General features: G+C 40.9%; 11 protein-coding genes. 5 read left to right on the top strand and 6 right to left on the bottom strand.

What is annotated here, in order from left to right:
• Nucleotides 1-1,506 (top strand): tryptophan halogenase family protein, encoded by a 1,506-nt coding sequence (locus tag FNT16_RS05520; RefSeq protein WP_143870596.1) that lies wholly within the window; start codon nt 1-3, stop codon nt 1,504-1,506.
• 95 nt (nt 1,507-1,601) lie between these two features.
• On the opposite strand, the gene FNT16_RS05515 is transcribed toward FNT16_RS05520, so the two are convergent.
• Complete coding sequence (locus FNT16_RS05515; protein ID WP_143870595.1) at nt 1,602-3,524, bottom strand: alpha/beta hydrolase family protein; 1,923 nt, start codon at nt 3,522-3,524, stop codon at nt 1,602-1,604.
• A 212-nt stretch (nt 3,525-3,736) separates the two neighbouring features.
• Here FNT16_RS05515 and FNT16_RS05510 point away from each other — a divergent pair, with 212 nt between their 5' ends.
• The 4 genes from FNT16_RS05510 (at nt 3,737) to FNT16_RS05495 (ending at nt 11,840) form a co-directional block, all read left to right on the top strand.
• Nucleotides 3,737-6,751, top strand: coding sequence for an esterase (locus FNT16_RS05510; RefSeq protein WP_143870594.1), 3,015 nt, complete (start codon nt 3,737-3,739; stop codon nt 6,749-6,751).
• A 93-nt stretch (nt 6,752-6,844) separates the two neighbouring features.
• Nucleotides 6,845-8,404 (top strand): sodium/sugar symporter, encoded by a 1,560-nt coding sequence (locus tag FNT16_RS05505; protein ID WP_143870593.1) that lies wholly within the window; start codon nt 6,845-6,847, stop codon nt 8,402-8,404.
• Between the two features lie 150 nt (nt 8,405-8,554).
• Nucleotides 8,555-11,359, top strand: coding sequence for a pullulanase-type alpha-1,6-glucosidase (gene pulA / locus FNT16_RS05500; protein WP_143870592.1), 2,805 nt, complete (start codon nt 8,555-8,557; stop codon nt 11,357-11,359).
• A gap of 76 nt (nt 11,360-11,435) precedes the next feature.
• On the top strand, nt 11,436-11,840 hold the full coding sequence (locus FNT16_RS05495) for a hypothetical protein (RefSeq protein WP_143870591.1): 405 nt from the start codon (nt 11,436-11,438) through the stop codon (nt 11,838-11,840).
• A 37-nt stretch (nt 11,841-11,877) separates the two neighbouring features.
• Here FNT16_RS05495 and mgtE read toward each other — a convergent pair whose 3' ends face one another.
• The 5 genes from mgtE to hpf form a co-directional block, all read right to left on the bottom strand.
• Nucleotides 11,878-13,236 (bottom strand): magnesium transporter, encoded by a 1,359-nt coding sequence (mgtE, locus tag FNT16_RS05490; RefSeq protein WP_143870590.1) that lies wholly within the window; start codon nt 13,234-13,236, stop codon nt 11,878-11,880.
• Nucleotides 13,237-13,414: 178 nt separating this feature from the next.
• A complete protein-coding gene (locus FNT16_RS05485; RefSeq protein WP_143870589.1) occupies nt 13,415-13,687 on the bottom strand; it encodes an HPr family phosphocarrier protein in 273 nt (90 codons plus the stop codon).
• On the bottom strand, nt 13,687-14,550 hold the full coding sequence (rapZ, locus tag FNT16_RS05480) for an RNase adapter RapZ (RefSeq protein ID WP_143870588.1): 864 nt from the start codon (nt 14,548-14,550) through the stop codon (nt 13,687-13,689). The genes FNT16_RS05485 and rapZ overlap by 1 nt, the downstream gene beginning before the upstream one ends.
• A gap of 5 nt (nt 14,551-14,555) precedes the next feature.
• Complete coding sequence (gene ptsN, locus FNT16_RS05475) at nt 14,556-15,002, bottom strand: PTS IIA-like nitrogen regulatory protein PtsN (RefSeq protein WP_143870587.1); 447 nt, start codon at nt 15,000-15,002, stop codon at nt 14,556-14,558.
• Nucleotides 15,002-15,289 carry a ribosome hibernation promoting factor gene (gene hpf, locus FNT16_RS05470; RefSeq protein WP_143870586.1) on the bottom strand — a complete coding sequence of 96 codons (288 nt, stop codon included), beginning with the start codon at nt 15,287-15,289 and terminating at the stop codon, nt 15,002-15,004. The genes ptsN and hpf overlap by 1 nt, the downstream gene beginning before the upstream one ends.
• Between the last annotated feature and the right edge of the window lie 18 nt (nt 15,290-15,307).

Raw genomic sequence — 15,307 nt, 5'->3', positions numbered from 1 at the left:
ATGGTACAGGCTAAAAATATTGTCATTCTTGGCGGTGGCACGGCTGGTTGGATGGCCGCAAATCTACTGATAAAAAAATGGTCAGATTTAGGGGTCACAGTCAGTTTAATCGAATCACCAGAAATTGGTATTGTTGGGGTGGGGGAAGGCTCTACACCAACACTGAAACGCTTTTTTGAAATAATTGATGTGGCAGAGTCTGACTGGATGTCAGAATGTAATGCGACCTATAAGGTCGATATTAAATTCGCTAACTGGAGCCCTGAATCTGGCATTTCTCAATATTCGCATCCTTTCGTGTCGCAGGTGGATACTTTTACCCGACGCGCTTTTGAAGTCAATTGCCGAACCAGAAGATTGGGACTGGATGTAAACACCCGGCCCTCTGATTTTTTTATTAATGGTGTTTTGGCCTCGCAAAACAAAGCGCCCGTCACACCAGAAAATTTTCCGTTTAGAATGGAATATGGCTATCACTTTGATTCGCATCTGTTAGGGCAATTTTTAAAACGTTTAGCAATTTCGCGTGGTGTGAAACATGTCAGTGACAAAATCACCTCAGTTGAACAAAAGACCAATGGTGATATTGCCCGTTTAACGGGCGAAAATGGCCAGAAATATGAAGGCGATTTTTTTATTGATTGTAGTGGTTTCGCTGCAGTTTTAATGCAAAAAACACTTAATGTACCTTTTCAGTCGTTTAAAGATAATTTGTTCAATGATTCTGCTGTGGTGATGCCAACCTCACATGACGCTCAAAGCTTGCACAATATCCCGGTATATACGCAAGCAGATGCTTTGTCTAACGGGTGGTGTTGGAACATTCCATTAACCAATAGGTTTGGTAATGGCTATGTTTACAGTTCTGACTTTATCTCAGATGAACAGGCAGAAATTGAATTTAGAAAACATTTGAACATGTTAGAGAGTGAGGTGGAATGTCGACACCTTAAAATGCGAGTAGGGCAACTGAATAAACACTGGCAGAATAATTGTTTGGCGGTCGGTTTGTCTCAGGGATTTATAGAGCCTTTAGAGGCAACCGCCTTGCATTTGGTGCAAATAGCAATTGAATTGTTTATTTTAAAATATCAAGAAGGTCACTTTTCAAATGCATTGCAAGCCGAATATAATTCGAAAATGCATGAGCGATATGAGCGCGTGCGAGATTATATTGTTGCTCACTACAAACTGAATACGCGTTGCGATTCTGAATACTGGCGCGCAAATCGAGAGAATATGCAGCTATCTAATTCTTTGCGGCACATACTTGATGTTTGGTACCGACAAGAAGATTTAACAAAGGAAATTAACCGGCAAGGTATCGAAAATCACTTTAGCTCTATGTCTTGGCATTGTTTGTTGGCAGGGTATGGTGTTTTTCCGGCTTTAGCTGAAAACCAACCCGGGCAAGGTGATTTGTACAAAGAGCAAAATATAGAATCATTTTTGCATGGTTGTGCGCTTAACTTTGCTTCACATCAAACACATTTAACTCAAGGTTGATAAGGGACTGTCAATACACTGCCAATACACTGACAAGACACAAGCTGCTAGTTTTAGCTGCTTGTGTCTGCCTGCCGTTGCTGTCGTTAGATTATTTACATCACCTTTTGCAAAAATCTTTCGATGGCTTTAAATGTGGTTAATCTATGTTCAGCATTAGATAAATAGTGGTCACCATCTTCCAGTTCAATATATTGCACGTCTTTATCTTCATCCTGCAACTCATCGTACATTTCTTCACTATGGTGCGCACGAACCACTCGGTCTTTTTCCCCATGAATTAATAAAACGGGAATTTTGATTTTTTTAGCATGTTTTAACGGCGAGTGTTCCCAAAGTTTGTCATAGTCATCACCTACTTGTTTTTTTACGATGTCATGATTGGTAAAACGCCGTGTTGATTTGACGAGATATTCAACGTCGGTGACACCGCCAAAACTGACCGCGCATTTATATAAATCAGGTGTTTTTACCGCGCCCATTAAAGCCGCATAACCACCATAACTGGCACCCAAAATACAAATTTTGTTGGGGTCCGCAATGCCTTCTTCAATTATCCAGCGCGTGCCATCTTCAACGTCATCTTGCATCGCTTGCCCCCAAGAAGCGATACCTAAACTCATAAAATTAAAGCCATAACCATATGAGCCTCTAAAATTCATTTGTAAAACTGCATAGCCGCGGTTCGCTAAAAATTGAGTCCAATAGTCAAATCCGTCATCGTCGTAACTGATTGGGCCACCATGAGGGAATATGATGGTTGGCAGTTTTTTCTTTGTTTCGCCAAGTGGCAGTGTTAAATAACCTTCTATTTGCAAACCATCTCGCGCTTTGTAACTAATTTTTGTTTTTTGCGCTAAAACGTCAGGTGTTAGATGTTTATATCGGTAAGCTAAAACAGACATAGAGCTCTTTTCTCTATTGCCTAAAATATACATGCCGGCTTCAGTATCGCTGGTACTTAATACGATATAGTGGTTTTCATCTCGACTGGTTGAGACGATGTAATTGTCGGCATTAGGCAGCGCTTTATTTACTGCCTTTTTAAAGTTGATGTAATCTGGATGCCAATAGCGTTCACCGGCACCGATTACATCACCGATTTTGTACGAATATTTTAAATGGCTGGCAATATCGTATTTGCTGTCCGCCATCACTAACTCTAACGTTTTATCTTGACTGGCTAAATTAACTTTAAAAATGGCATCTTTATCTTCGTGTAATGCTCTGACATATAAGATATTTGGATCTTTAGCAAAGCCCAAGGGCCAAACCTGTTCGGCAGAGAAAGCTTCGAAACTCCAGAGTTTAGTAAAATCGCTTTTGTCATCTTCACCCTCAGGTACGTACATGATGGTATATTTTGTATCGTCCCTATGTACAGCAATTTTCACCTCACCTTGTCTGTCGGTTATCCAGTCGAAGATCCCCTTTTGAGCAGCTTGTATATAGTGAGTATTGCCCCCTCTATACAAGCTAACCTTTACCACAGCTGGTTCTCCTTGCGGCTCATGTCCACCTATTTGTAATAAAATGTAGTTTGGATCATCCGGTAAAATATCAACAATATTGCTTTGTACGTTAGGAATAAATCGCAGTCGTTTTAAAAAAGAGGCAGGTAATAAGGCTTTTAGTTTTTGTTCTGCCAAGTCATACGTCAATAATCGCGATTCACTGATCGGCGTGCCATTCCAAGTACTGGCAAACTTAGCTGTTATTAACAGCATTTTATCATTGGCCCAGCGTAAATTTGTGATTACATATTTTTTATCATCGACAAAAACAGGGTAACTGGCTTTATTCGCAATTAGGTTAAATAAATTTATTGCGGTTCCTTTTTTGTCCGGCATGTTAATACGGACCAGTGAAGCTGCGTGTTTTCCATCCGGTGAAAGTTTGACATTATCAACATCGGGTTTGCTGGCGAAAGCTTCTGTTGGGAGTTGCTGCTGGCTGTGTGCGAGGGCGGTAAATAAACAAGTTATGATAAAAATTAATGGTGCAAGTGTTCGTCCCATGGGCTTTCTCCTTTATAAACACTGTGTGTGTTTGATTTGTGCATTTGTCTGTTGTCGCGGGCAGTTTATCTTATTGTTGCCTGTAAATCCCTTAAACTATTAAATAATGTATCGTATTTGTTAATAATAAATGTGAATACGTATGCAGGAAATTGCTGAACTGCCTACCTTCGGTCTAACATGAATGCTATTGAGATCAGAAGGTTAATAAAATGTTTTTAAAGTTTGCTTTTGGTTCAGGCGCTTTGCGCTATATCATCGCGGCCCTCGCATTAACAGGCTGTATTCAAACCAGTCCTACCGCCCCTAATTCCCTTAATGCCTCTCATTCCTCGAGCACTCCTAGAGCGGCTCAAGCACAGCAAAAAAATCAATATGTACCCGGCAATACCTTGTATATACGCGGTGGTTTTAATGGTTGGAGTGCAGCGACGCCTTTATTGCAAATGGACGGCAAGCCAGGTGTATTCTCGGCGCAAGCGAAAATTACCATTGGTAACCATGGATTTAAAATAGCGCCAAGTGACTGGGCGTATGAGTGGGTCGTGAATGGCAATCAAATTCAGATGATTAGCTTAAATAAAACCTACCCTTTGCAATTAGCGGGTGGTCCAGAAGATAGCTTGTTTGTTGAAAAAACAGGGGTTTATCAATTTATTTTGGACATGCAGGATAAAAGCCAGCCTTATTTGACGGTTAAATTATTAAAAACCATTGGCAGTGGTGAAAAAGCGCCGCATGTCCGGGGGGCAAATAAAGTACAACTGGAGTTTTCAACTTTTGATGAGCAACTTGAAGGGGCGACCTTTTCCATTCAGTCTGAAGAAAATGGTTTAAGAACATATGTCCATTCCACGACTCAGGCATTAAGAGATCCGGTGCCGCAATATAGTGTTTATGCAGAAGATGCAGAATTGCCCTATAGCCGCAGCGGAAATATCGCATTTGATGCGTTATTTGCGTTGGCAATAGATGAAATGAAGTTAGATAGTGTCAGTGAAATTAAAGATGGCAATTACAATGCAGGCCAGCCCATTGCCTGTGAGTGTTTTGAAACCGGAGAAAAGTGGAATTACGTTTGGACAAGAGATTTATCCTACGCTGCAGATTTAAGTTTAGCGATGTTAGATCCTGTGCGGGTAAAAAATTCACTTGAATTTAAAACATCCAGCTTTAGAGAAAATATCCAACCTTCAAAGTTTGTTAAAGCGGAAAACGCTGGGTTACAGATTATTCAGGATACCGGTAGTGGCGGTAGCTGGCCAGTTAGTACCGATCGTATGACTTGGGCGTTTGGCGCGGAAGCTGCGTTGAACAACTTGCCACCAAAGCAGCGTAAAGCGTTAGCAGATGTCGCACTGCCCGCTTTAGTGGGGAGTATTGAGAATGATCGCCTAGCCGCTTTCAATCCCGAACTGGGATTGTATATGGGGGAGCAATCATTTTTAGATTGGCGTGAGCAAAGTTATGCAAATTGGATAGTTAATGACTTGTCTTCAATGGCGAGCGCAGTGTCGCTTTCGACTAATGCTGGTCATTATCAAGCTTTGCAGCTTGCCGCTCGTTTAGCCAATGAAAAAGAAGATCAAGCACTTGCGCAAAAATATGCTGTTTGGGCTGAACAACTAAAACAAGCGATTAATCAGCATTTGTGGTTAGCAGAAGCAGGTATGTATTCTAGTTTAACCGCCGCACATTTTGATTATCAGCCAATGGCTAAGTTTGATTGGTTGGGGCAATCGTTGGCCATTGTCAGTGGGATAGCTGATCAACAAAAAACGCAAGAAATATTAGCGAACTACCCACATGGTCCAATGGGCGCGCCTGTTATTTTTCCACAGCAACCGGGCATTCCGATTTATCATAACCGAGCCATCTGGCCTTTTGTCACTGCGTATGGGTTAAAAGCCGCTAAAATTGGGCAAAATACCGAAGTGGCCAATGCCGCTTATGAGACCTTGATGCGAGCAGCCGCATTAAACTTATCGAATATGGAAAACTTAGAGTGGTTAAGCGCACAACCTATTATGCTGGATAAACAAAATCCGCAATTATCAGGCCCAGTGATTAACTCAAAACGTCAATTATGGTCGGTCGCTGCCTATTTAAGTTTAGTGGTAAATCAAGTCTATGGTTTAGAAGCAACCGCAGATGGCTTGAAGATATCCCCTTTTATTACCGCTAAGTTGCGCCGGGAGTGGTTTTCTGAGCAAACTGAAATAGCGCTCAAGAACTACGATTACAAAGGTAAAAAATTAAACGTAAAATTACTTCTGCCTACAAAAACGATAGAACAGGGGGGGTATACGGTTGATAATATTAAGCTCAATAACAAGCTTGTTTCCGATACTATCTCGCTACAACAATTAGATAAAGAGCCTGTAAATCAGCTGATTGTACAATTGAAAGTTGCATCCCATTACAGCTCGCAAATTACGCGAGTGGAAAGTCATCCTTTAGAGTTTGATGAACAGGTTTTCGCACCCTACGAGCCTAAGCTTGCGGTTATCAAAAAAGCGCACCATGTTGAGGTGCAATTAATCGACAAGCAAAATTTAGCTGGGCGAGTTGAATACACTATTTACCGCAATGGTGTGCAGGTAGCTAGCCAGTTAACTGCCTCGAAATGGTTAGATAGCGATCCAAATGAAGGACAAAACTGTTACAGCGCGAGCGCACAATTCAAAAGTTCAGGAAATAAATCCCATCATTCACAAGTGATGTGTACAGAGGCGGCGAAAATCATACCGGTAGATGCTGCAAATGTCCGCTCTACGGTTGGCTTAAAAAATGCTGAGCGTGGCGCGTATATCGCAGATTGGGGGGCGCAGCAAGATGTACTCAGTGTTAATGAAGTGCAGATATCTAAAGCAGGTTTGTATGCAATTCAAGTTAATTATGCGAATCATGCCAATGCCATCAATTTAGGGATCAGTAACGGAGTTAAATGGATGCAGGTTACAAATTCGCAAACCGGTAAAATTGTGGCTGAAGGCGTCGTGCAATTGCCGCATACGCAAAAAAACGAGATAAATTTAGTAAATAATCTGTCAACGCCATTAAATGCCAAACTAAAAAAGGGTAGTTATACAATAAAATTGCAAGATTTTTACAATATGAGCTATCTTAAAAGCAACAAAACCTTTACTGGAACGGGTGGAATCAATGGAATTTTCAATAAGTTTGATATTTATGCTGTTACATTGATGTTACTTCCTTTAAAGTAACGCCCGTGCATAGATGCACACACACATGGGTAAAGCTGGTCAACTCGATTGACCAGTAGAAAAATATTTAATTACAAAATAGAAGACCGTAATATGCAATTATCAGATTTAGATATCACGATATTTATCTTTTATGCGATCGGCTTGCTTATCCTAGCATTATGGGTTTCGCGAGATGAAAAGTCGCATCAAAAAGATACACAAGACTATTTTTTAGCCAGTAAGTCATTACCTTGGTGGGCCATTGGTGCATCATTGATAGCCGCAAATATATCTGCAGAGCAAATCATAGGTATGTCAGGTTCTGGTTTCGCAATTGGTTTAGCTATTGCCTCGTACGAGTGGATGGCAGCGATTACATTGTTGATTGTGGGTAAATACTTCCTACCTGTTTTCTTAAATCGCGGCATTTACACCATGCCACAATTCCTAGAGCAGCGATATGATAGTCGTGTGCGCACAATAATGGCTGTATTCTGGCTGGGTGTGTACGTGTTTGTTAACTTAACCAGTATTCTTTGGTTGGGTGGTTTAGCGGTAGAGACTGTATCTGGTATGCCTGCATTATTCGGCATGTTGTTTATTGCTATTTTCTCTGTTGCCTATTCTTTATATGGTGGTTTGAAAGCGGTTGCTTTTACCGACATTATCCAAGTTGTTTTGTTAGTGGGTGGTGGTTTCATCCTCACTTATATTTGCCTAGACACTATCGCTGATGGGCAAGGTGCTTTAATTGGTTTCAGTACCTTGTTAGAGCAAGCGCCGGGCAAGTTTGACATGATTTTATCGGAAGACCATCCTGATTATATTAGTTTGCCAGGCATATCTGTATTGATTGGTGGTATGTGGATTATGAACCTTTCTTACTGGGGTTTTAATCAATATATTATTCAGCGTGCTTTAGCTGCAAAAGACATTAATGAAGCGCACAAAGGTATTGCTTTTGCGGCTTACTTAAAAATATTAATGCCAATTATTGTCGTATTGCCGGGCATATGTGCTTACATAATCACGCCAGATTTAGAACGTGCTGACCAAGCCTATCCTGCGATGATGACACTAATGCCACATGGTTTAAAAGGTTTGATATTTGCAGCGTTAATTGCAGCTATCGTTTCATCTGTTGCATCAATGACAAATAGTATTTCTACTATTTTCACTATGGATGTATACAAACACATTAAGAAAGATGCTAGCCAGACGCATTATGTCAATATTGGTCGAATGGTCAGCTTATTATCTTTAGCAATTGCGGTGATTGTTGCAGAACCTTTGTTAGCTGGTTTTGAACAAGCATTCCAGTACATTCAGGAATTTACCGGTTTCTTCACGCCAGGTATCTGCGTAATCTTTATGTTAGGTTTGTTCTATAAAAAGACTACTGCAAACGCTGCTCTAATTGCAGCTATTGGCTCGGCCATATTCTCATTGGGCTTTAAGTTTGCGTTACCAGACTTACCATTTATGGACCGCGTTGGTTTAGTATTCTTAATATGTGCCGCTTTAGCTATCGTTATCTCGCATTTTGAGAGTGGTAAAGAAGATAAAGGTGTTGATTTGAGTGGAATTTCATTCCATACCTCAAACACGTTTAACCTTTCTGCCGTTGGTGCTGTATTGATCCTAACCGGTCTTTACGCCGCATGGTGGTAAGTAAAAGTTATCATTAAAACAGTTTAACGAAGTAAAAATAAAAAACCGCAGCTGGGCTGCGGTTTTTTTTATTCAACTCTCCATACGTATGCAATTGCGTTATTGCAGCTAATCAGCCATATTCTAAACATACATTTTTCGAGGTGTGTCATGAATAGTATATTGCGCGCGTTGAGCTTTCTCACATTGTCTCTCTTGTTGTCAGCCTGCGAAAATTCTAAGCAGCAGCAAAAAGTTAATCAAACGCAAGTGCCGGGTGTCAGTTTTAATTATGCCGCGCATTGGTTAACAACGCAGTCTATTGTTGTGCAAACCCATCCTGATGCTAAAGATTTATTGTTATTGTCAGTATCAGATTACAAAACAGAGCTGCTTGACTATATTCACCAACACCAAGCCTCTGCAATTCCACTGATTAAAGATACTGGGCAAGCTGACTTTAATTTTAAACCTTATCCTCATCTGCGCGGTTTTGCTTTATATAAAGTGAATATTTCTGAAACTGAAGCGCGACATTGGATAAAAGATAGAATTGTTGTTGCGCAGTATGACCAAGCGCAGAATCTATTAACTGTAAATGATGTGCAAACCGGTTTTGTTTTAGATCATCTGTTTACCCGAAAAGCCGATGATGCGAATGAAGTGACGGACTTCGGTGCGAGCTATGAAAAAGATCAAGTTAATATTAAATTGTGGGCGCCAACGGCTAAACAGGTACAACTGTTATTATTTGATAAAAATAAGCAGGCGTTAGATAAGTTAAACGTGCAAATGAGATTAGATGATTCTAGCGGTGTTTGGCATGCTCAATTGCCTGATTCATTTATACATTATTTTTATCAATATCAACTGACTTTATATCATCCAAAGGTGCAGAATATTGTAACTGTGCACGTCAGTGATCCCTATTCTCTCAGTGTTTCGCAAAATGGTCAGTTAACGCAGATTGTTGATTTGGATGATGCGAAGCTTAAACCCACAGGTTGGGATTCTCATTCTGTGCCTATGGTTTCAGCGCCGGAAGATCAGGTAATATATGAAACTCATGTAAGGGATTTCAGTGCCCATGATAGAAACCTTCCTGAATTCGCTTATCAAGGCAAATATAAAGCATTTTCTGCAACACAATCTGACGCAATGCAGCACTTATTGGCTTTGAAAGCTGCAGGCTTAAATACCATCCAATTGTTGCCCGTGTTTGATATTGGAACTGTAAATGAAGATCCGACGCAGGTGGTTTATCCACACGATAAAATATTTAAGTTATGTGGTATTCAGCCAGAGCACTATTTGTGTTTACAAAAAAATATAGAGGATCAGTCACTACAACAGATCTTAGCGGGTTTAAATGTTATGGCCGAGGAAGGGCAGGCGATTATTGAATTGTTACGTCCGAACGACCCATATAACTGGGGCTATGATCCATTTCACTACAGTGTACCGGAAGGAAGCTACGCAACTGAATCAGACGGTTTTACACGTATTGTGGAATTTAGAGAAATGGTGCAAAGCTTACATCAACATGGCTTTCGAGTGATTATGGATGTGGTATATAACCATACTTACCAAGCTGGTTTAGAGTCGTATTCCGTATTAGATAAAATTGTCCCCAATTACTACCACAGATTGAATACAATAAGTGGGCAAATTGAACAGTCAACCTGCTGCGCTAACACAGCCAGTGAACGTGTGATGATGGGCAAGTTAATGATTGATTCTTTGTTGGTCTGGAGTCGCCAATATAAAATTGATGGATTCCGCTTTGATTTAATGGCTCATCAACCCAAATCATTATTATTGGCCGCGCGTAGTGCTGTGCGCCAAGTCGATCCGGATACTTATTTTTACGGAGAAGGATGGAACTTTGGTGAAGTCGCTGACCATGCTCGCTTTGTGCAAGCTTCACAAGTTGCATTAAGTGGCAGCGAAATAGGGACCTTTACAGATAGGTTGCGCGATGCAGTTCGTGGAGGCGCGCCTTTTGATAGTGCACAAGGCATACGCAAAGGTCAGGGGCTGGCCAATGGATTATATGTGTTACCCAACGAACTACAACCGATAGATAAACAGCAAGCAGAATTTCTTTTGTCGTTAGATCAAGCGCGAATTGGTTTGGCGGGTAATTTGGCAGATTATAGTTTGATTGATAGATTCGATATGCTAGTGACCGGCAAGGACGTTGATTATGGGGGGGAAGCAACAGGCTACGCAAACGATCCAGCAGATACCATTAACTATGTTTCAAAGCATGATAATCAAACCTTATGGGATAATAATCAATATCGCATCCCGTATCACGTCAGTCGTCATAACCGAGTGCGCATGCAAGTTTTGGCTTTGGCCTACCCATTAATGGCACAGGGGATCCCATTTATTCATATGGGATCTGAATTACTGCGCTCTAAATCTTTTTTGCGGGATAGTTATGATTATGGGGACTGGTTTAATAAAGTTGATTTTAGTAAACAAAGTAACAATTATAATGTTGGCCTCCCGCCTGCCGTAAAAGATAGAGAAAACTGGTCCGTTATCCGAAAGTTACTGACCGAAAACCAAGGACGCGATGTCGTTGGCAAGCAAGAAATAGAGTTAGCTGACGCCATGTTTAAAGCTTACTTGGCGATCCGGATGGAGAGTAAATTATTCCGTTTGCGCACTGCTGAACAAATTAAACAAAAACTCAGCTTTTTGAATACCGGCGCAAAGCAAACGCCCGGGCTTATTGTGATGCGTTTATCTGATCAGTTTGGGCAAAAAGTCAGCGATAATTATCAAGAAATCATAGTGATATTTAATCACGCTAGCAAAGCGCTGAGTTTTCCTTATCAACAGGCCGATCGCTTTCAATTGCATCCAATTTTGCGTCAAGGCAAGGATGAAGTGGTGAAGCTAGCGGCAGCCAAAGCAGACAGTTTTAGCGTTCCTGAATTTACAGTAGCTGTTTTCGTGCGTTAGAAGGTGTTTATCTTGGTGATATTGTTATACTGAGCTTCAATGCTTGAAGCAGGGAATAAAAATTTTAGGGTATCGTATGCAAGATTTTCCAATTGGTATTTGTGCTAAATCCATACAGGTTGCTGGCGATTTGAATGCCGAAAAAGCGGCAACTTTATTAGAAGCTTGGATAAACTTCGAAGCACTAAAAGTGGGTTGGTTTGCAGATGAAAGTCAGATTATTAGTTTGCAGTGCAAGATAATCCCATTAGACGCATTTAGTCAGCAACTTAAAAACCAGCAATCGAATATGCGTGTTTGTAGTATTGATGATGCGCAACAACTCGCTTTGTTTTACTGTAAAACTCAGCAATGTTATTTTGCGTACATTGCTCACAATACTTCAGTGTCCATTACGCAGGGTAAATTGAAGTTTAAACTGCATTGGGTGGCAAATCAGCTTGCGCAAGTTGTTGGCCTGAGTCGTTTAAACAGCTTGTGACTTTCAATACTTAAGACGCTTTCACATCAAAAATCGCTTACATTAAAAATAAGGAAGCGCTGCCTAAAAACGCAAAGATACCGACAATATCTGTAACCGTGGTTAGTATCACGCTACCTGCAAGTGCTGGGTCAATGTTGAATTTTTTCAAAATCAGCGGGATCGTCACACCTGAAATACCCGCGGCAACCATATTCATCAGCATTGCAAATGCAATAATCGCAGCCAGTGTTAAATCCTGTTTCCAGATCCCAACAATACCGGCAATCAACAGAGCCCAGATTAAACCATTTAATAAACCGATGGTGAGCTCTTTAATCAATAGACTACGGGTGTTGCTCGGTAATACTTGTCCTAAAGCAATCGCTCGTATAACCAAGGTTAAGGTTTGGTTGCCTGCAACACCACCCATACTGGGGACTATGGTGTTTAAGATGGCTAATACTGCCAGTTGACTTAGTACATCTTCAAAGAAATTAGAAACGGTTGCCGCAAGCAAGGCCGTGATCAGGTTAACACCTAACCAAATAGAGCGCTTTTGGGTACTTTGTACAACAGGGGCAAAGGTGTCTTCTTCGTCATCTAAACCCACCATACTCATCATCGAGTGCTCGGCATCCTCACGAATAATGTCGACCATGTCATCAATGGTTATGCGCCCTAGCAGGTGGTTTTGCTCGTTTACAACTGGCGCTGAAATCCAATTATGTCGCTCAAACATTTGAGCCGCTTCACTCTCTGACATGGTCGCTGGGATTGCAACAACATCAGTGTCCATGAGCTGGCCAATTTCAACTTCAGGTTGTGATGCGACAAGCTTAATTAAACTGACATCACCGATTAACACATCGTCTTTATCGACTACGTATAAACTATCTGTATTTTTGGGCAAATTAGTGCGCATACGTAAATAACGCAAGACCACTTCAACCGTGACGTCCGGTCGAATCGTAACTGTGTCTGTATTCATTACAGAGCCGGCACTATACTCTTCATAGGCCAGTGCCGCTTCGGCTCTGTGTCTGTCTTGCGCGTCGAGTGAGCTTAAAACTTCTTGATATAAATGCTCAGGCAGGCTTCTAAGAATTTCTGCTAAGTCATCCGTATCCATGCCTTCCGTTGCTTCGGCAACCGCCTCAGGCATCATCTGCCGAACGATACTGCTTCTTACATCTTCACTGAGTTCTTCTAAGATTTCGCCGTGAAATTCGGAGTCGATTAATTGCCAAAATGCAAAACGGGTTTTGACCGGAGAAGACTCGAGTATAAAAGCAACATCACATGCAGGCATGTTATGCAGAGCATTACGCACGTGCACAAACATGCCTCGATTTAACGACGCGGTTAATTCGTGTAATGTTTGATTAGATAATGTTTGCTCGTAGGCTTCTGGCATTTTGACTGCAATGCTCCATTAGCAGTGGAACGAAAATATTTCTCAGTTAGTTTAACTAAACTATTTATAAATACAAAATAAATGCTTGTTTTTACTGTATCTATTTCGGAAATTTAGGGCCTGTCGAGCATATTATTGAGGGCGTATTACAATTTTCAACGAGAGCTCATTCAATGGGTTATTCAGTTTCATTAAATTTAGCATTGATCAGGGCTTCAATTGCTTGCAAAGCCAATTCTGCATCAGGTCCGGTGCATTCTACTTCAATCTCTGTACCTGTCGCGCCCGCTAGCATTAATAAAGCCATAACGCTATTGGCATTTGCCGACTTACCTGCGCAGATTAAATTAATATTACTTTTGTATGCTTGTGATACCTGAACTAATTGTGTTGCGGCTCTGGCGTGTAACCCTAATTTATTGGTTATCAGTAACTTTTTTTTAATTTGCATTAAGAATCAAACTTATTTTGTTCACGGTGCACAATTGCAACATCAGAATGTTTTTTAGCGAAATACCAACCCAGAGTTTCAGTTACATAAACCGACCTATGTTTGCCGCCAGTACAGCCAATCGCGACGGTGACGTAACTACGGTTATTTTGCTCTAACATAGGTAACCAGGATTCAATACAGTCTTGGATTTTTTCGATAAACGCCTGTACTTCATCATGCTGTTTTAAAAATTCCTGAACAGGCTTATCTAACCCCGTCATTGCTCTGAGACTCTCATCCCAATGTGGATTTGGTAAAAAGCGCGCGTCAAAAACATAGTCTGCATCAGTTGGCATGCCAAATTTGAAACCAAACGACTGGAAGACTAATTTTAAATGGCCTGCTTTTTTGTTTAATACTTTGTTGGTGATGATTTTATTTAAATCGTGAATGCTTAATTCACTCGAATCAATAAACAGGTCACTGATTTCTCGAATAGGGCGTAATAATTCACCTTCTTCTTGTATCGCTTCTTCTAAGCTTAACCCGGCCTGCATTAACGACAACGGATGCACACGTCGAGTTTCTGAATAGCGTTTTAGCAGGGTCTGGTTGCTGGAATCCATGTAAACTACAACAACATCTGCGACACTTTTTAGTTGTGCGATAATATTGCTAAGGTCCTGTTGCCAGTCTGCTATATTACGAATATCTAAATTGAGTGCAATTCGGTTGTATTTACCTTTCAGGGCTTCGGGTAAAAAGGGTAATAGTTGAATTGGGATATTATCTACACAATAAAAACCCGCATCTTCCAGTTGGTCTAGCGCGGTCGATTTACCTGAACCCGAACGTCCAGACAAGATAACAAACTGTTGCATAACAATTATTCCGTAATGGCTAGGTAAAGTTCTTGGTTATTTTGCGCTGTTCGGATGCGTTTTAAAATACTTTTATCAGATAATTTTTGTGCAACAGCGGCTAGCGACTTCAAGTGCTCGTTGCATTGTCCTTCCGGAACCAATAACGCGAAGAAGACATTGACGGGTTGATTGTCTATTGCATCAAAGTCTATTGGGGTTTCAGTGGTGATTAACACAGCAATCGCTTGAGTGGCTTTATTCAATCTGCCGTGCGGTAGCGCAATACCATTACCGATACCTGTACTGCCCACTCTTTCGCGATTCATCAAAGCATCTAAGATATCTTGCTCTGTCAATTCACTGCTGTTTTTCGCTGCAATCTGGCTGATATGCTCGATTAAGCGTTTTTTGCTGGTAACCGAGACTGCACATTCAGTGCAGCCTGGTGTTAGAAAAGATTGAATATCCATTAATGGCGTTTCATTTTTTCTTTATGTTTGATGACCTGACGGTCTAATTTATCGATAAGTGAATCTATCGCAGCATACATATCTGTATGTTCTGCGTTTGCAAACACTTCGCCACCATTTAAGTGTAAAGTTGCTTCTGCTATTTGACTGAGCTTTTCGACATTCAGAATAACATACACATTGTTGATGTGATCAAAATGACGCTCAAGCTTGGCAAACTTGGTGTCAACGTACTCTTTTAAAGGATCGGTAATTTCAACATGACGACCAGTTAAATTGATTTGCATAGGCTTTTTCCTTTTAAG

Source organism: Catenovulum sediminis, assembly GCF_007289895.1.
GTDB classification, from domain to species: Bacteria; Pseudomonadota; Gammaproteobacteria; order Enterobacterales; family Alteromonadaceae; genus Catenovulum; species Catenovulum sediminis.
This window is presented reverse-complemented; position numbering and strand designations above follow the sequence as displayed.